Here is a 16,637-nt window from a genome sequence, read left to right on the forward strand (position 1 = left end):
CGCTTTGACCACCATCGAGACCGCGCTCACCGATACCGTCCGGGACTTCGTCGAAACCGTCACCCGCGATGCCGCCAAGGCGTTCCGGGTGCTGCGCGAGACCGGGACCGTGACCGGCAACGGCACCGTGAATTTCGTCGAACGCGTGCCCGGCGCCGAGATCGCCGTCGCGCTCAACGAACCCGGCCCGTGGGCCGACGACCGCACCGTGCATCCGGTGGTCGCCACCTTCGACGGAGAAGTGCTGTCCGGCAAGGGATCCGCCGGATTCGTCACCGGCTATGCGAAGGTGTTCCGGGCGCACCCCGAGATCACCTCGGTCGTGCACGTGCACAGCCCGTGGCTGGGCGGGTGGGCGCAAACCCATCGGACCTTCCCGATCCGCTATGCCGCCGTGCAGCGCCTGACCCTGTCCCGCGCCATCCCGCCGCATATCGACCGCAGCATCGGCGCGGGGGACTTCATCCTCGAGCGCCTCGCCGACGATCCGGACCTGATCGCCATCTTCGAAGCCAATGGCGGCGCGAACGTCATCGGCCGCAAGGGCCTGCTGGATCTGGCCCAGCTCGTCGTCCTGCTCGAGGAAGGCGCGCAATACCAGGCCATCGCCGAAACCCTCGGCGGCTCGGTCGATTTCGACAAATCCAACCTCGCCGTTCAGTGGTCGCGCACCGGCCTGGCCGACGAAGCGCGCCGCCGCGGCCTGCTCTGACCACCCTCACCCCAGGAGAACTCCCCGTGACCGTTCGTGTCGGCTACTTCCCGCACAACAACTCGCTCTTCGTGCTGCGCCACCGCGGCATTCTCGAACGCGCCCTGCCCGACGTGGAATGGGTGGACCTGCGCACCCTGCCCGCCCCGGCCCGCGTGGACGTGAAAACCGCGCTCCCGTCGCAGCATTCGGACCACCTGTACTCCGAACCCGGCTACGACTTCATCGGCACCGGCTTCACCCCGCCCGTCACCGCGCTCGCCAATGACCGCGACATCGTCTACGTCGGCATCTCCGGTCCGCGCGTGGAGAACGGCCGCCTGGTCACCAAGGTGGGCAATGGCATCGACACCGTCGCCGACCTGAAGGGCAAGCGGGTCGGCATCGCGCACGGCTCCTGGCAGACCACCCTGCTGCTGTTCGCCCTCGATCAGGCCGGACTCGGCTGGGCCGATATCGAACCCGTCGACACCGACGTGCACGACGGCGGCGCTCTGCTGCTGTCCGGCGACCTCGACGCCTGGATCGGCGCCTACCCGGGCCTGACCGCCGTGGAGGCCGCCACCGAACTGCGCACCCTGGTCGACACCGAATCGGTGTTCTCGCACCCGTCGCTGTGGTTCACCCGCCGCGACTTCGCCGAATCCCAGCCCGAAGCCCTGCGCGCGATCATCACCGCGCTCCAGGAATCCGACGCCTGGATCATCGAGAATCCCCGCGCCGCGGCGCAGTACTTCGTGGACGACATCACCGCCCGGGGCGGCACCGCGGATCTCGACGCCTGGGAATCCGCGCTGCGCGGCCGGCCCTTCGGCATCGGCCCCGTCACCCCCGAATTCCTGGCCGAACAGCAGCGCGCCGCGGATCTGCTGGCCGCCAATGGACTCCTGCCCAAGCGCATCGACGTGACCGCGGCGGTGGATCCGGAGATCAGCGCTTTCGTCGGCGCCCAGCGGAGTCCGGCCACCGCACACTGAGCGGAGCGCGCACCCGGCTCGCCGCCCCCGTCCGGGGTGGACGGCTGGGACGGTTGCGGGCGTACAGGATTCGCGGACCCGACTGCTCGGGGTCGGGGCACGCGAGCAGATAGCGTTCGGCCAGGTCGTCCGGACCGAGATCCTCGAGCGCGGCGAGTCCAGCGCGTGCGAGACAGGCGGCGATCATGTCCCGCTCCGATTCCGCATCGTTGATCGCCGACTCCAGGATCGGGCGGCCGTCACGACCGAGGACGGTCGCCCCGTCCGGAGCTCGCGTTGGGCAGGCGGCATGGTCGAAGACGATCGCCGTGCCCGGGGCCCGTGCAGCGACGTAGTGCAGATCGGCCGTGAGCGCCGGATCGGTGAGCGCCGCGCCCGCACCCAGGCGGATGAAGAACGCCGGTGCGTGCTCGTCGAAAATGGTTCCCCGGAGCGCGTTTTCGAAGGTGTTCGACCCCAATGCCGCAAATACGCGCACACCCGGATACGGATTGTGCGCGGCGAACGTCTCGAACCCCGAGCCGGCCAGTACCACCTGCTCGATACCGCCGCTGACCGCGTCGGCGAGCCGATCCTCGGCGAAGCGGCACCGCGCCGCCGTGTACAGGCGAGCTTTCGCGCGGGAGGCGGGTCCGGCGGGCGCGGGGCGTGCGGTCGGCGGCATCGGTCGGACTTTCCCTCGGAATCGATTGTCGCTCAGGCGGGTTCGCCGTCGGGCCGCTGACCCGGTGTGGGCGGTTGCGGTCCCTTCGGCGCGTGCCCCATGAACGGCGGGACCGGCATCCCGGGCATCTCGGGCAGCTTCGGCATGTTCGGCAGCGGCGGGATCGGCGGTGTGGGCGGCATTTGCGGCATCTGGGGGAGATGCGGAACGGGCGGCGCCGGCGGAATCGGCATCGCGCTCGGCCCACCGCCGAACCGCTGGAACGCGGCCTGCCGGGAAGTCCCGAAGATCTCCCCGACCTCGGCCCAGGTCCGCCCTTCATCCCTGGCCTGCTGCACCAGCGACCGCAGCACATCGTCGACGACGCTGTCGAGACTGCGCGCCGCCCGCAACGCGGCCATCACCGAAGGCGTCGGAGTGCCCGCCGCCGGGTGCAGGACCTCGGCCAGAAATTCGGCATTGGTAGTCAACATTTTCGCAAGAACCGCCCGCTCATCAGCGGTATCGCGGTCGATCGTTTCGCTCATGTGTCAAGGATGCGTTTACGCCGGGCCCTTGTCAAGGTTTCATTTACATCACCGGCCAGCCCGCTACGCCGAAGGTGAGTCCGCGGCGGAAGTGATCCAGCCCGAGGGTGATGTAGGGGACGGTGTCGGCGGGCAGGGCGTCGAGGGGGAACCAGCGCAGTTCGGAGCATTTGTGGGGCTCGGCATTGAAAGGTTCGCCCTGCCAGGTGGTGGTGTGGAAGAAGAAGCCGACCCGGCCGGGGCCGCCGGGCGGGCGATAGTGCAGGACGGTGGACATGCGGATGTCGTTGCGGTGCAGGGAGATTCCGATCTCCTCTTTGGCCTCGCGGATGACGGCTGCTTCCACGTCCTCGTCGGGTTCCAGCTTGCCGGACGGCACGTTCCACAGGCCGTCGCCGTAGCCGGTATTGGCGCGGCGGGCCAGGAGTACCCGGTCGTCGCGGGTCGCGATGAGCAGGACGTCGACGAAGCTGGTGTAGGCCATTCATCCATTGTCCGGGCCGGATTCATCCTCGGTTATCCGGCGTGGATAGCGTTGCCCTCAGCCGGAAGGGGCCGAGGGTATGGAGCTTCGACATCTCGTATCGTTCCTGGCGCTGGCCGAGGAACTGCATTTCGGGCGGGCGGCGCAGCGCCTGCATTTGACGCAGCCGAGTTTGAGCGCGCAGCTGCGGAAGCTGGAGCATGCCATCGGAGTGCAGTTGGTTGCCCGGAATTCGCACGAGGTGCGGTTGACCGCGGCGGGGCGGGAGTTCGAGATTCAGGCCAGGCAGATTGTGGCGCAGGTGGAGCGGGCCGCAGAGGCCGCCCGGGCGACCGCGCAGGGGCGGGCCGGGACGGTGAATATCGGGTACAACGTGGTGGCCAGCCGGCATGTGCTGCCGGACGCGCTGGTGCGGATGACCGCGCGGCATCCGGATATCGCGGTGTCGTTGTGGGAGAAGCGCACCGGGCCGCAGCTGGCGGCATTGTCGGATGGTTCGCTGGATGTGGCATTGGTGTACGGGCATCCGAGCACGGCCGAGTTCCGGTATCGGCGCATGTTGCATCGGGTGCCGCTGGTGGCGGTGGTGGGGCGCGGGCATCGGTTCGCGGAGCGGGCGGCGGTGCCGTTCGTGGAATTGCAAGGGCAGCAGTGCGTGCTGTTCGCGCGGGAACAGTGCCCGGCCATGTACGACACGATTTTCCGGGCGGCCGCGCAGAATCGGATCAGTTTGACCGTCGGGCACAGCGCGGACGATCCGGGAGCGACGGCGCATATGGTGTCGGTGCGGCCGATGGTCGGGTTCGCTTCGCTGCCGCGGGCGATCGCCATGGGGATGGGATCGCCGGACAGTCCGTCGGTGGCGGTGAAGTTGCTGGATCCGGTTCCGACCCTGGACTTGTACGCGGTATGGCGGGCCGAGGAAGCCAATCCGGCGGTCCCGCTGTTCCTGTCGTGCCTCGAGCCGGAACCGGAGCGGGTACCGGCCTGAACGTGTCAGGCCGGACCGCTACTTCAGGCCGGACCGCACGAAGCCGTCGGTGATCTGGCGCTGCAGCACCACGTACAGCAGCAGCACCGGCAGGCAGGCCAGGCCGGCGACCGCCATGAGCGGGCCCCACTGATCGCCCTCGGTGCCCATGAAGCTGCGTAAACCCAACTGCACGACCGCGTTCGAGCGGCGCAGCACGATCGCGGGCCACAGGTATTCGTTCCAGCCGTTGATGAACAGCAGCAGTCCCAGGGCCGCGAGGGCGGGGCGCAGATTGGGCACCACGATCGTCCAGAGAATCGCCCAGGATCCGCGCCCGTCGACCCGTGCCGCATCCACCAGTTCCTTCGGGAACGCCTCGAGATGCTGCCGCAGCAGCAGGATCGCCAGCGCCGAGCAGAGGGTGGGCAGGATGACCCCGGCCAGGGTGTCGAGCAACCCGAATCGGTTGAGCAGCAAGTAGTTCGGCAGCATCGTCACATGGAACGGCACCAGCCAGGTGCCCACGAACGCCAGATAGAGCAGCCGCTGGAACGGGAAGCTGTACAGCGCGAACGCATAGGAGGCGAGCAGGGCGATGAGCAGCTGCCCGATCGCCGACCCGGCCGCGGCCAGGAATGTGTTGGTCAGCAGCCGGGTCAGCTCTACTTTCGCGGCCGCGTCGGCGTAATTGGCGAACGACAAAGGCCACGGCAGCGGCGCCAGCGAACCGATGTCCTCCGGCCGGCGCAGGCTGGTCGCGAACAGCCAGTAGATGGGGAACACGGCCAGCACCGCCAGCCCGCCCAGCAGAACATGCCCGCCGATCCGCTGGATCCGGTCAATCGTCATGGAAGGACACCTTTTCCGACATCCACACCAGCAGCGCCGCGACGACGGCGAAACCGGTGAACAACAGCACTCCCGCCGCGGCGCTGAGCCCGGCGTCGAAGGTGTGGAAGGCGTACTCCCACAGCAGGTAATAGATATTGGTGGTCGATTGCGCGGGCCCGCCCTGGGTCATGGAATCGATGAGCGGGAAGGTGAGAATCGGCGTCAGCAGCACGGTGGTGAGCACCAGGAACAGCAGTGTCGGGCGCAGCAACGGCAGCGTGATGAACCGATGCACCTGCCAGCTGCTCGCCCCGTCCACCCGGGCCGCCTGCTCGTATTCGCCGTTGATGGAGGCCATTCCGGCCGCCACGACCAGGTTGGCGAAGCCGAGCAGCTGCCACCCGGTGACGACGACGATCACCCACGGCGCGGTGGCGGCGTCGTACACCCAGTTGCGATCCGAGCCGAGCAGGCGGTCGACGAATCCGGTGCCGGGGTGCAGCAGCCATCGCCAGACCGCCGCGGCCGCGACCGGAGCGACCAGGAACGGGGTGAAGATCATCGCCTGATACAGCGTGCGCGCCCGGCCGGAGACCTTCCGGGCGGCCAGGCAGATGATCACCGGCAGCACCACCGTGAACGGCAGTAGCCCGAGAATCAGCACGACCGTCCGCCAGACCGACTCCCGGAACGACGGAAGTTTCAGCAGCCGTTCGTAATTCGCCCCGCCCACCGTCACCGGGCTGGTGCCCGGCAGCAGGTTCCAGGAGTAAGTGGACAGTTCGAGGGCCTGCACAAGCGGGCGATAGGTCCACACCACCAGCAGGATCAGCGCGGGGGCGAGATACAGGTAGGGCACCGCGCGCCTGCGCAGGCGGCGCGCGATCATCGGCGCATGATGGCGGCCAGGCGCGCCAGCTCGGCGGCCTCGTCGCTGTCGTGGATCGATTGCGCCGCGGTCGTTTCCACCGCCATCATGACCAGCGCCGAATCCACGATATCGAGGCGGCTGAAACCGAACCCGGTGCCCGCCCGGTACCGGCCCGCCGGCGGCATGGTCTCGAGCCGATAGGACGACGCCGGCCCCATCCACACCGGCACGCCCGCCAGCATGCCCGCCCCGGTGAGATGGTTGTGCCCGCACAGGATCACCCGCACATCGGTGCCCGCGATCACCTCCGCCAGCGCCTGGGCATTGCGCAGTTTCAAGGTCTCGGCGGCCGCGATGGCCGACGGCAGCGGGGGATGGTGGACGGCCAGCACGGTCCCCAGTGCCGCCGGATTCCGCAATTGCGCTGCCAGCCAATGCAATTGCTCGTCCTCGAGCCACCCGTCATGCCGTCCCGGTGTCGTGCTGTCCAGCCCGATGAGCCGCATTCCGGCGACCTCGGTCACCGAGTCGTGCGGCGCGAGCGGATCCACGCTGCCGGGCGCGAGGTCCAGCAGGGTCTCGCCGAAGGCGACCCGTTCGTCATGATTGCCCATCAGGTACACGACCCGGGCCCCGAGCTCCGCCGCGATGGGTTCGACCGCCGCACGCAACCGCCGATACGCTTCCGGCGCACCATTGTCGGCGAGATCCCCAGTCAGCATGATCGCGTGGATCGGCCCCCGCGCGACCCGCACCTGTGCCAGCACCCGCAGCAGATTCTCGTGACTGTCCACCACCCCGTGGACGTGCTCGCCGGCCGCCCGCAGGTGCGTGTCGGTGAGCTGCACGATGGTCAGGTCGCTCATGAGATCGGCATCAGTTTCGCGCCCTCGCCGCGGGCGGCGGCGAGCGTGGACTGCGGATCCTTGCCCTGGAAGACCACGGCTTCCACCGCCTCCATCATGCCGTCCCGGATCTGCAGATAATTATTGCCCGGCAACGACACCCACGGCTCCATCACCGCCAATTGCGCCAGGTTCGGCGTCAGCAGCGGATTGCGTTTCGCCCAGTCCCGGAGGCCGTTGTCGGCATCCAGCAGGCCGGTGCGCAGCGGCAGGTAGCCGATATTCTGCGCGATCCGGATATAGGCCGATTCACTGGTCAGGAATTTGATCAGCTCCCACGCCGCCCGCTGCTTCACCGGGTCGTTGGACAGAATATGCAGTCCCGCACCGGAATTCGTCGGGATGGCGGTCTTGTCCCCGAATCGCGGCATGGCCGCCGACCGCAGGTCCCATTTGTCCTTGGCGCCGGTGACGAAGGTGCCCTGAATGGCGCTGGATTCGAGAATCATGCCGATCTCGCCGCGCGCGAACGCCTCGTAACCCTGCTTCTGATTGAGCTTCGGCATCGCCCCGGCAGTGACCAGGTCCTGTGCCATGCGCGTGACCTCGACCGCGGGCGTCTCCGCGAAACCGAGCGTGCGCCGGTCCTCCGACACCACCCGGCCGCCATTGGAGCGCACCATCGACTGGAAGCACCAGTCTTTGGCGCTCTTGGTCAGGCAGTCGATGTACACCCCGCCCTGCCCGGTCTTCTCGGCGATGGCCTTCCCGGCATCCGCGACTTGCTGCCAGGTCGCGGGCGGCTGGTTGGGATCCAATCCGGCCCGCTCGAACAAGGAGGCGTTGAAATACAGCACCGGCGTGGAGAATACGAACGGCACCCCGTAGGTGTGCCCGTCCCAATCGTCGAGGGTGCGCGCCCGCGCCGCGAACGGCTGACCCTGACCCTCGAAATTCCGGTCCACCTCGGACCGTCCGACCAGCGTGTCCAATGGTTTGGCGCCGAGCTGGTGGATGGTGAAATCCAGATCGCTGAACCCCAATTGCGCCACATCCGGCGGATTCCCCGCCACCAGCTGATTCTGGATACTGGAAATGGTGTCGGTCGCCGGATTGGGGCTGTTGCCCTGCGGCTTCTGCGTCGTCACCTTGATATTCGGGAACTGCTGGCCGAACTCGGCGATCAGGGCGTTGAACGTGTCGGTCCACGCCCCGGCCACCCCGTAGTTGTAGGACTCGAAAACGATCGAAACCTGCTGATCGGCACGCAATTCCGGAATCGGCGCGGCGGTGCCGCCGGTGCTCGCGCCGTCGCCGAACCCGCACGAGGCGGTCGTCAGCGCCACCGCGAACATCAGCCCGAGCGCCCGCCCGGTGCCTTTCGTCAACTTCATGCGCCCAGTCTCGAAGCGCGATCGGGCGGAGCGCGCCGCGATAGACGATAGCGATCGGCCGATCGATGCGGTGCTCGAGGATTGAGACACGTGCGATGTAATGACCCATTTTCGGGGTTCGTCGGGAACACTGGCCGCGTGCGAGTGGTGATTGCGAACCGGGGAGAGATAGCCGTTCGAGTGGCGCGGACCGCGCGGGAACGCGGGTACGCGACGCTGGCGCTGTACACGGCGGAGGAATCGGGCAGCCTGCCGGTGCGGCTGGCCGATGACGCGGTGTGCCTGCCGGGCGCGGGGGCGGCGGCCTATCTGGACGTGGCCGCGGTGGTGGCCGCCGCTGCGACCGCCGGGGCGGGTGCGTTCGTGCACCCCGGGTACGGATTCCTCAGTGAGAGTGCGGAGTTGGCTGCCGCGTGCCAGGCGGCCGGGCTGGTGTTCGTGGGTCCGGAACCCGAGGTGTTGCGCGTGTTCGGGGACAAGCTCGCGGCACGAGCGGTGGCCGAACGCGCCGGTGTGCCGGTGCTCACGGCGACGCCGGTGGACGGCGGGCTCGACGCCATCGTGGCGTTGCTGGCCGCGCACCCGCAGGGGGTGATGGTGAAGGCCGCCGCGGGTGGCGGCGGCCGCGGTATGCGAGAACTGCACGATCCGGCCCAGGCCGCCGACGTCTATGAGCGGTGCCGCGCCGAAGCGCAAGCCGGATTCGGCGACTCCGCCGTCTACGCCGAGGCGCTGGCGATCGGCGCACGGCATATCGAAGTGCAGGTCATCGCCGATGGCACGGGAGCGGTCGCGCTCGGTGACCGCGATTGCAGTGTGCAGCGCCGCCATCAGAAGCTGATCGAGGTCGCCCCGGCGCCGGAGCTCGAGGCAGCCCTGCGGAATCGATTGCACGACTATGCCGTACGGATCGCCGAATCCACCACGAGCCGGGGCGTGCTGACGGTCGAATTCCTGGTCGCCGGGGACGACGCGTGGTTCCTGGAAGTGAACCCGCGCCTGCAAGTCGAGCACACCGTCACCGAGGCAGTGACCGGCGTGGATCTGGTTGCGGTGCAACTGGACCTGGCGCAGGGCCGGACCCTGGCCGAGCTGGGACTGCCGCTGGACACCGCCCCGCGCGGGTACGCGGTGCAGGCCCGCGTCAATGCCGAACTGCTCACCGCCGACGGCACACCCCTGCCAAGTTCCGGGGTGATCACCGAATTCAGCGCCCCGACCGGCATCGGCGTCCGCGTCGACACCGCGGTGCGCCCCGGCATGCGGCACGGCGTCCGGTTCGATTCCCTGCTCGCCAAGATCATCACCCATGGCCCGTCCTATCCCGCCGCCCTGCAACGCTGTTCGGACGCGCTCGCCGAGACGGTGATAACTGGCGTGGACACCAATCTCGGCCTGCTGCGCGCGGTGCTGGACGAACTGCCGAAGGCCGGAGCGGTCGGCACCGCGTGGTTCGAGGAGCAACTCGGCGTATTCCACACGCGGGCAACCGATTACCAGGAGCCCGCACCCGAAGCCGACACGGCCGGGCACGCCGACGCCCCCGAACTGTCCGGCGAGGAACAGCCATTGCGCACGCCGATGGGCGCCACCGTGGTGTCTCTCGCGGCCCCGGGCGCACTACTCGCGGCCGGCGCCGAGGTGGCGGTCCTGGAAGCGATGAAGATGCAGCACGTACTGCGCGCCGAGACGCCCCTGCGGGTCCTGCGCCACACCGTGACGCCCGGCGATGTCGTCGACCCGCACGCCGTCCTACTGGTCTGGGAGGCCGCCGAGCACGACGGCGAGAGCACCGAATCGACCGTCCTGGACCTGGATTCGATCCGCCCGGACCTGGCCGAAGTGCATGCCCGCCAGCACACCCTGACCGATGCCGCCCGCCCCGAAGCCGTCGCCAAACGTCACCGCCTGGGCCGCCGCACCGCCCGCGAGAACATCACCGACCTGGTCGATCCCGGTAGCTTCGTCGAGTACGGCGGTCTCGCCATCGCCGCCCAGCGTGCGCGCCGCAGCCTGGAGGACCTGATCGCCAACACGCCCGCCGACGGTCTCGTCGCGGGCGTGGCCACCATCGACGCCGACCGCTTCGGCCCCGACCGCTCCCGTGCCGTCGTGCTGTCCTACGACTACACGGTCCTGGCCGGCACCCAGGGCGTGCGCAATCACGTCAAGACCGACCGCATGCTGGAACTGGCTCGCGAGCAACGGCTTCCGGTGGTGTTCTTCTGCGAAGGCGGCGGCGGACGCCCCGGCGATACCGATCACGGCGGCATTTCCGGGCTCGATGTCACCACCTTCCGGGCCATGGGCGCGCTGTCGGGTCAGGTGCCATTGATCGGCATCGTGTCCGGCCGCTGCTTCGCGGGCAATGCCGCGCTGCTGGGCATGTGCGATGTCGTGATCGCCACCCCGGACGCGAATATCGGCATGGGCGGGCCCGCCATGATCGAAGGCGGGGGACTGGGCGTGTACGCGCCCGAGGACATCGGCCCCATCGACGTCCAGCGCCGCAATGGCGTCGTGCACATCGTGGCCGCCGACGAGGCCGAAGCGGTCGTTACCGCCCGCCGCTACCTGTCCTACTTTCAGGGCGAGACCGGTGAATGGCAGGAACCCGACCCGCGGCTGTCCCGCCACGTAGTTCCCGAGAACCGCTTGCGCGCGTACGACATTCGCGCGGCCATCGAATCCATCGCCGATGTCGGCTCGTTCCTGGAACTGCGCCGCGACTGGGCGGTGGGCATCGTCACCGGCCTCATGCGCATCGAAGGCCGCCCGTTCGCTCTCATCGCCAACAACTGTCATCACCTGGGCGGCGCGATCGACGCACCGGCGGCCGAGAAGCTCAGCGCGTTCCTCGGGCTGTGCGCCGACCATCGCCTCCCCATCGTCTCCCTGTGCGACACACCGGGTTTCATGGTCGGCCCGGAAGCCGAAAAGGACGCCACCGTCACCAAATTCAGCCGCCTGTTCATCGATGCGGCGGCCCTGGACGTCCCCTTCGGCACCGTGATCCTGCGCAAGGGCTACGGCCTGGGCGCGCAGGCCATGGCCGCCGGGTCCTTCCGCGCCCCGCGCTTCGTGATCGCCTGGCCCACAGGTGAAATCGGCGGCATGGGCCTGGAGGGCGCGGTCCGGCTAGGCTTCGCCAAGGAGCTGGCCGCCATCGAGGATCCGGCGGCCCGGCAGTCGGCTTTCGACGCGCTGGTGGCCGCCGCCTATGCCAGCGGCAAAGCCCTCACCGCCGCGACCGCCCTGGAACTCGACGACGTCATCGACCCCGCCGACACCCGCCGGTGGCTCCGCACCCTCCGTTGACCATTGCCTCGATTCACTCGGCCGTCGCGGGCTCCGGTTCAGGCTCGGATTCGCTAGCGGCCGGAATGAAGGAATAGGCGAGGCAGACGAGCGCGAACAGGAGATAGCCGAGCGCGACCTTCGGTGCGGCCGCCCAATCCACCTCAGCGGCATGGATCAGACCGATCCAGCTGAGCGCCGCACCGACGGCCGCAGCGAGAGCGGCTGCGCGGAAACGTTTGTCGAGGATGAACGTGACGATCGTGCCGAGCACCAGTCCGGCGAGCACCGCGCCCGCGCCGAGGGTTTTCAGGCCGTCGTAGACCACACCGGCTTGCCCGAGTGCGGCGGATCCGATCTTCTCGGCCGAGGTGCCGGCGGCGCTGAGCGCATTGTCGATCTGTCCCACACCCCATTCGGCGAGGTTCGGGAGCAGCGCGGCGACCACGGCCACCGCGTGCAGCCGCGGGACGGCCTGGAACGCCTGCGCACCGATCAGCAACCCGATGTAGAGCAGAATCGGCACGATGGCCGGAATCGGCAGCACCGTGGCCAGCAGCCCGAAAAGCCCGAGCAGGCACATCAATCCGATGGCCGCCCCGCTCGCGAGCGAATACCCGGTGCGCCCGCCCGCGTCCTTCCACCCGGGATGGCCGATATACACCGCGGGCGGGAACGGCGACCCGAACCCGGAACCGATGATCGCCCCGCAGCCGTCGGCGAGCAGCACACTGCGCAGGTTGTAGTTGTCACCGGCCGCCGCGGCGCTCTCCACATTGCTCATGGCCTCGGTGAAGTTGTACACGCCCAGCGGAATCGCGGTCGCCAGCAGCGGTGCGAGATTCGAGAGCCCGTCGAAGAGCAGGTTCAACCGCAGATCCGGCAGGCCGATGGCGATATCGTGCGCGGCCTGCGTGACATCCGGCACCGACATGTATCCGCCGATCCAGCCGATCGCGGTGCCGACCAGCAAGGCCACCAACCCCACCGGAATGTTCCCCGGCAGCTTCACATCGGTGAAGAACCCGATCAGGATGATCGCCAGCACCGGCAGCCCGATCCACGCCGCCTCCCACATCTGCGCGGCCGGGCGCATGGCGATGAACGTGATCGAGATGCCCGCCAGGGTGCCGAGCATGGCCGCGCGCGGCGTGATCCGGCGGATGTACGGCCCGACGAACGCGCCGATCATGACGATCACGCCGATCATGAACGCCCAGGCCAAACCTGCCGACCAGGCTTTCAACGGGTCGCCGGTCTTCAGGTAGATGGGCAGCATCACCACGAACACGACGATGAACATGTGCGGCACGCTCGGCCCGTACGGCAGCGCGGTCACCGTGGCCCGGTTCTCCCGGCGTGCCAGCCGCCGCGCCAGCAGCATGTAGTACAGGTTGCCCAGCACCAGCGCGATTCCCAAGGCGGGCAATACGGTTCCGAGCACATCGGCGCTGGGAATCTTGACCACCGCGATGGACAGCGTGGTCAGGGTGAGCACATTGACGAGGATGTTGAACGAGAGCCCGAAGAAGGCGTTGGTGTCCCCGCGCGTCCACCACGGCAGCGCCAGGGGAGTGTCGGGTCCGGTTTCGTCGGTGAGCTTGGTTTCGACGGACATGGTGCTTCCTAGACCGGGGTGTTCGAAGGTGACAAGGCGCCGAGGACGGCCGCCGAATCGGCGACCCAGCCGAAGATGCCGCCCTGCGCGGCGATCATGTCCAGCCCGGCACGCTGGAATTCGGGGAAATAGGAACCGACGCAATCGGATACGACCAGGCATTCGTAGCCGCGGTCATTGGCCTCGCGGACGGTGGTGTGCACGCACACCTCGGTGGTGACGCCGGTGACCAGCAGCGAGCGGATGCCGTCGCGCTCCAGGACGGTGGCCAGTTCGGTGGCGTAGAACGCGCCCTTGCCGGGCTTGTCGATCACGGTTTCCCCGGCCAGCGGGGTGAGTTCGTCGATGATGTCGTGGCCGTACTCGCCGCGCACCAGAATCCGGCCGAACCGTCCGGGATCGCCGATGCGCTGGGATGGGTTGCCGCGCAAGAGTTTCGCGGGCGGGCAATCGGAGAGATCCGGCAGATGGCCTTCGCGGGTGTGGATGACCGGGATCCCGGCCGCGCGGGCCGCGCTCATGAGCGCCGCGAGGGGATCGATGACCGCGCGCAGCAGGCTCACGTCATTGCCGAGGCTTTCCCCGAACCCGCCGGGTAGCAGGAAATCCCGCTGCATATCGATGACCAGTAGCGCCGTGGAGTCCGGAGCGAAGGGAAAAGGTCCGGGCCGGGCCGGGATCGGGGGTGGTGCGCTCATCGTCTTTCCTTCTCTGCGAGCCGGTTGAACAGGTGCGCCGGGGACTGGCGCGGCTCGTCGAGGATGCGGGCGGCCGCGGTGAGCACGGTGTCGTCCGCGAGCGCGGGCCCGAACACCATGGCCGACAGCGGCCGGCCGTCGGCGGTCACCCCGATCGGCACCGCGATGGCGGTGAGATCCAGCAGGTTCCCGAAGTGGGTGTAGTGCCCGAGCTTGGTATTGGTGGCGATGGGGTCGGCCAGCACCTGGTCCACGGTGAAGGTGGTGCCGATGGTCGGGACCACCATCACGTCGAAGTCGTGCCACAGCCGGGCCACCCGCGCGCGTAGTTCCTGCAGCCGTTGTTGCGCGCGGAACACGTCCACCGCCCGGAAACGTCGGCCGCCGGTGAGGATTTCGCGGATCACCGGCAGGAACGCGTCCGGTCGCTCGGCGAGGAACTCGTCGAACTCCACCAGTCGTTCGGCGACCCACGGTCCGGCGTAGAGCAGTTCCCCGGCGGCGAGGAAAGGTTGCAGCGAGGTGGGCGTACATCGGAATCCGATGCGCCGCAGTCGATCCCGGAACGCCATATGCGCGTCTTCGAACTCCGCGTCGCCGAAGAACTCGAGCTCGCTGATGCCGGGCAGCCCGACCCGCAGCGTCGCGCCCTCGTACATGGGCCCGCGCCGCCGGCTCCACGGATCGTTCGGGTCCGGCCCGTACATCACCGCGAACACCCGATCGAGGTCGGCCACACAGGAGGTCATCACGGTCATGCAGTCCAGGGACTTGCACGCGGGCACCAGCCCGACGGTGCTGATCAGCCCGCGTGACGGCTTCCATCCCACGATCCCGTTGAGCGCCGCCGGCACCCGCCCCGACCCGGCGGTGTCTGTCGCCACGCAGAACGGCACCTGCCCCAGCGCCACCGCCCGCGCCGACCCCGAACTGGACCCGCCGCAGATCAATTCCCGCCCGTACACGCTGCGCGGAATCGGATACGGCGTGCGCGTCCCGTTCAACCCCGTCGCGAACTGATCGAGGTTGGTCTTCCCGACGAACAACGCCCCCGCATCCAGCAGCCGCTGCACCGCCGGAGCCGTTTCCTCTGCGACATAAGCGAAGTCGGGGCACGCCAGCGTGGTCGGCCACCCCGCCACGTCGATGCTGTCCTTCACCCCGAACGGCACCCCGTACAGCGGCAGCGTCCGCGCGCCCGGCCGTTGCTCGATCTCGGCCGCCGCGGCCAGTAACCGCTCCCGCGGCACCGGCGTGATCCACGTCCCGTCCGCACCCGCGGCCGCCATGGCATCGGCGACCCGCGCGGCGGTGGAAGTCGGTGACCCGCTACCGCTTTCGTGCGAAGCCAGGATCTCGGCGATGGTAGGTCCGGGTTTCCACATCCGTCGATTGTGGACACGTTGTATGAAGCGAAACGGCTCGCAATGTATCGACCGTGTAAGCGCAAGCGGCGGCGCCACCTCGGCACACCACCTTTACTGGTACGTCCATACCAAGTCTGTGATACGGTCGTACCATCAACGATGATGAGGGGTGGCAATGGCCAAGATCGGGCGGTTCAAGAACGAGCAGGCGCGGACGGACTTCCTGCGGTTCTACGCGGAATACGAAGCGACCTGCACGGTTCCCGCGACCACAACAGACGTCTCGACCTCGTTCGGGTCCACGCATGTGCGCATCACCGGATCCGGCACCGCGACCCCGGTCGTGCTGCTGCACGGGCTGGGCGGCAACAGTCTCTACTGGCAGAAATACGTCGAGCGGTTCGGTGACCGCAAGGTCTACGCGCTCGACACCATCGGCACCGCCGGCCGCAGCGTGCAGACCGAGCCGCTGAAGGACGAAGGGGCTTTCGCGATCTGGTTCACGGACGTTCTCGAGGCGCTCGGCCTCGACCGTGTCCACGTGGTCGGGCTCTCGCATGGCGCCTGGCACGCCGCCCTTATCGCGCTGCACGCTCCCGACCGCCTGGTCTCCCTCACCATGATCGAACCCGGTGGCATGTTCGCCAAACCCAAGGCGAGTGTCCTGCTGAAAATGCTCTGGCTCGGCATCCAAGGACCTGAGAAGGGCTTCCGCAAAGCCGGCGAATGGCTCACCCCCGGGGTCACCCTCACCGATCTCGAAACTCGCGGCGCCAAAGCGGCACTCGGCTACCGCATGGGCCTCGGCTGGGCGCGAGTGCTGAAAGACGAAGAACTGCAAGCTCTCTCGACCCCGGCCCTGGCGATCTGCGGCGCGGAATCCATCGTCTCGTCCCCGGAAATCACTGCCCGCCGCCTGTCCGAGCACGCCCGTCACGCCGAAACCGAAATCTTCCCCGCTACGGCCCATGGCGTCCTGGACCAGATTCCCGATCAGGTCATCTCCCGAATCCGGACCTTTCTCGGCGCACACGACTCCACCCCCGCCGAAATTCGGTAGCGCCCGCCACCCGAACCCGGTTACCGTTCCACTCAACAAATCCCCCGAGACGGAAAGGCACGGCCATGACTCGCATCCCGACCACCCCGCTGCCTTTCTCGTATCCCCTCGCGGAACCCGCACCCCTCCATCAGCATTCGGCGCACTGATTCACGCTGAGCGAAGCCGAAGCGGTCGAGGCACCAGTTTGTGGTACTGGTCATTAGCGGGTTCGAGTCCCGTCGCTTAGCCCAGGAGGGCGAGGAGCCTGGTGGCTCAACCTGTCTGTAAAACAGGTGCTTTCGCGGGTGGGTTCGATCCCCATCGCCCTCACTACAGT

Annotated in this window: 15 protein-coding genes and 2 tRNA genes; 7 read left to right on the forward strand and 10 right to left on the reverse strand. The window is 68.2% G+C overall.

Annotation, left to right across the window (positions count from 1 at the left end; all coding sequences use genetic code 11):
* The first annotated feature begins 4 nt into the window (after positions 1–4).
* On the forward strand, positions 5–712 hold the full coding sequence (locus tag NY1_RS04070) for a class II aldolase/adducin family protein (RefSeq protein ID WP_067708458.1): 708 nt from the start codon (positions 5–7) through the stop codon (positions 710–712).
* 26 nt (positions 713–738) lie between these two features.
* Positions 739–1,689: an ABC transporter substrate-binding protein gene (locus NY1_RS04075; protein WP_067708461.1), complete on the forward strand. Its 951-nt coding sequence runs from the start codon at positions 739–741 to the stop codon at positions 1,687–1,689.
* Here the strand turns inward: NY1_RS04075 and NY1_RS04080 are convergent.
* The 3 genes from NY1_RS04080 to NY1_RS04090 are packed head-to-tail and all read right to left on the reverse strand — an operon-like array spanning position 1,643 to position 3,364.
* On the reverse strand, positions 1,643–2,353 hold the full coding sequence (locus tag NY1_RS04080) for a class I SAM-dependent methyltransferase (protein ID WP_067708463.1): 711 nt from the start codon (positions 2,351–2,353) through the stop codon (positions 1,643–1,645). The genes NY1_RS04075 and NY1_RS04080 overlap by 47 nt on opposite strands.
* Positions 2,354–2,385: 32 nt before the next feature.
* The gene (locus NY1_RS04085) at positions 2,386–2,880 is read right to left on the reverse strand and encodes a hypothetical protein (RefSeq protein ID WP_157762032.1); all 495 of its coding nucleotides are present in this window, start codon (positions 2,878–2,880) and stop codon (positions 2,386–2,388) included.
* 43 nt (positions 2,881–2,923) lie between these two features.
* Entirely contained in the window at positions 2,924–3,364 is a 441-nt protein-coding gene (locus NY1_RS04090; protein ID WP_067708467.1) for an NUDIX hydrolase, read from the reverse strand.
* Positions 3,365–3,443: 79 nt separating this feature from the next.
* Between NY1_RS04090 and NY1_RS04095 the strand changes: the two genes are divergently transcribed.
* On the forward strand, positions 3,444–4,355 hold the full coding sequence (locus tag NY1_RS04095) for a LysR family transcriptional regulator (RefSeq protein WP_067708469.1): 912 nt from the start codon (positions 3,444–3,446) through the stop codon (positions 4,353–4,355).
* Between the two features lie 18 nt (positions 4,356–4,373).
* On the opposite strand, the gene NY1_RS04100 is transcribed toward NY1_RS04095, so the two are convergent.
* Genes NY1_RS04100 through NY1_RS04115 form a run of 4 tightly spaced genes read right to left on the reverse strand, consistent with a single transcriptional unit; the run spans position 4,374 to position 8,278 of the window.
* Positions 4,374–5,186 carry a carbohydrate ABC transporter permease gene (locus tag NY1_RS04100; protein ID WP_067708471.1) on the reverse strand — a complete coding sequence of 271 codons (813 nt, stop codon included), beginning with the start codon at positions 5,184–5,186 and terminating at the stop codon, positions 4,374–4,376.
* On the reverse strand, positions 5,176–6,057 hold the full coding sequence (locus tag NY1_RS04105) for a carbohydrate ABC transporter permease (RefSeq protein WP_067708474.1): 882 nt from the start codon (positions 6,055–6,057) through the stop codon (positions 5,176–5,178). Before NY1_RS04105 ends, NY1_RS04100 begins: the two co-directional genes overlap by 11 nt.
* The gene (locus NY1_RS04110) at positions 6,054–6,905 is read right to left on the reverse strand and encodes a metallophosphoesterase (protein WP_067708477.1); all 852 of its coding nucleotides are present in this window, start codon (positions 6,903–6,905) and stop codon (positions 6,054–6,056) included. The genes NY1_RS04105 and NY1_RS04110 overlap by 4 nt, the downstream gene beginning before the upstream one ends.
* Positions 6,902–8,278 (reverse strand): ABC transporter substrate-binding protein, encoded by a 1,377-nt coding sequence (locus NY1_RS04115; RefSeq protein WP_067708478.1) that lies wholly within the window; start codon positions 8,276–8,278, stop codon positions 6,902–6,904. The genes NY1_RS04110 and NY1_RS04115 overlap by 4 nt, the downstream gene beginning before the upstream one ends.
* Before the next feature lie 138 nt (positions 8,279–8,416).
* Here NY1_RS04115 and NY1_RS04120 point away from each other — a divergent pair, with 138 nt between their 5' ends.
* Positions 8,417–11,596: an acetyl-CoA carboxylase family protein gene (locus NY1_RS04120; RefSeq protein WP_067708481.1), complete on the forward strand. Its 3,180-nt coding sequence runs from the start codon at positions 8,417–8,419 to the stop codon at positions 11,594–11,596.
* Positions 11,597–11,609: 13 nt separating this feature from the next.
* Here NY1_RS04120 and NY1_RS04125 read toward each other — a convergent pair whose 3' ends face one another.
* From NY1_RS04125 to NY1_RS04135, 3 genes are read right to left on the reverse strand one after another with little or no spacing between them, the layout of a single operon-like run.
* Positions 11,610–13,193, reverse strand: a complete 1,584-nt coding sequence (locus NY1_RS04125; protein ID WP_067708483.1) for a SulP family inorganic anion transporter — start codon at positions 13,191–13,193, stop codon at positions 11,610–11,612.
* Positions 13,194–13,201: 8 nt separating this feature from the next.
* Entirely contained in the window at positions 13,202–13,891 is a 690-nt protein-coding gene (locus tag NY1_RS04130; protein ID WP_067708485.1) for a cysteine hydrolase family protein, read from the reverse strand.
* Complete coding sequence (locus tag NY1_RS04135; protein ID WP_067708489.1) at positions 13,888–15,276, reverse strand: allophanate hydrolase; 1,389 nt, start codon at positions 15,274–15,276, stop codon at positions 13,888–13,890. The genes NY1_RS04130 and NY1_RS04135 overlap by 4 nt, the downstream gene beginning before the upstream one ends.
* Positions 15,277–15,433: 157 nt before the next feature.
* On the opposite strand from NY1_RS04135, the gene NY1_RS04140 reads away from it, so the two are divergent.
* From NY1_RS04140 to NY1_RS42630, 3 genes are all read left to right on the forward strand, one after another.
* Complete coding sequence (locus NY1_RS04140; RefSeq protein WP_067708492.1) at positions 15,434–16,318, forward strand: alpha/beta fold hydrolase; 885 nt, start codon at positions 15,434–15,436, stop codon at positions 16,316–16,318.
* A 155-nt stretch (positions 16,319–16,473) separates the two neighbouring features.
* A tRNA-His gene (locus NY1_RS42625) sits at positions 16,474–16,551 on the forward strand.
* A gap of 1 nt (position 16,552) precedes the next feature.
* Positions 16,553–16,630: transfer RNA gene (locus tag NY1_RS42630), tRNA-OTHER, on the forward strand.
* The last annotated feature ends 7 nt before the right edge of the window (positions 16,631–16,637 follow it).

Source organism: Nocardia yamanashiensis NBRC 100130 (genome assembly GCF_001613325.1).
Taxonomy (GTDB): domain Bacteria; phylum Actinomycetota; class Actinomycetes; order Mycobacteriales; family Mycobacteriaceae; genus Nocardia; species Nocardia yamanashiensis.

Coding starts and splice junctions, on each gene's coding strand:
- NY1_RS04080 (WP_067708463.1), bottom strand. CDS start 2,353: ATGCCGCCGACCGCACGCCCCGCGCCCGCCGGACCCGCCTCCCGCGCG.
- NY1_RS04085 (WP_157762032.1), bottom strand. CDS start 2,880: ATGAGCGAAACGATCGACCGCGATACCGCTGATGAGCGGGCGGTTCTT.
- NY1_RS04090 (WP_067708467.1), bottom strand. CDS start 3,364: ATGGCCTACACCAGCTTCGTCGACGTCCTGCTCATCGCGACCCGCGAC.
- NY1_RS04095 (WP_067708469.1), top strand. CDS start 3,444: ATGGAGCTTCGACATCTCGTATCGTTCCTGGCGCTGGCCGAGGAACTG.
- NY1_RS04100 (WP_067708471.1), bottom strand. CDS start 5,186: ATGACGATTGACCGGATCCAGCGGATCGGCGGGCATGTTCTGCTGGGC.
- NY1_RS04105 (WP_067708474.1), bottom strand. CDS start 6,057: ATGATCGCGCGCCGCCTGCGCAGGCGCGCGGTGCCCTACCTGTATCTC.
- NY1_RS04110 (WP_067708477.1), bottom strand. CDS start 6,905: ATGAGCGACCTGACCATCGTGCAGCTCACCGACACGCACCTGCGGGCG.
- NY1_RS04115 (WP_067708478.1), bottom strand. CDS start 8,278: ATGAAGTTGACGAAAGGCACCGGGCGGGCGCTCGGGCTGATGTTCGCG.
- NY1_RS04125 (WP_067708483.1), bottom strand. CDS start 13,193: ATGTCCGTCGAAACCAAGCTCACCGACGAAACCGGACCCGACACTCCC.
- NY1_RS04130 (WP_067708485.1), bottom strand. CDS start 13,891: ATGAGCGCACCACCCCCGATCCCGGCCCGGCCCGGACCTTTTCCCTTC.
- NY1_RS04135 (WP_067708489.1), bottom strand. CDS start 15,276: ATGTGGAAACCCGGACCTACCATCGCCGAGATCCTGGCTTCGCACGAA.
- NY1_RS04140 (WP_067708492.1), top strand. CDS start 15,434: ATGGCCAAGATCGGGCGGTTCAAGAACGAGCAGGCGCGGACGGACTTC.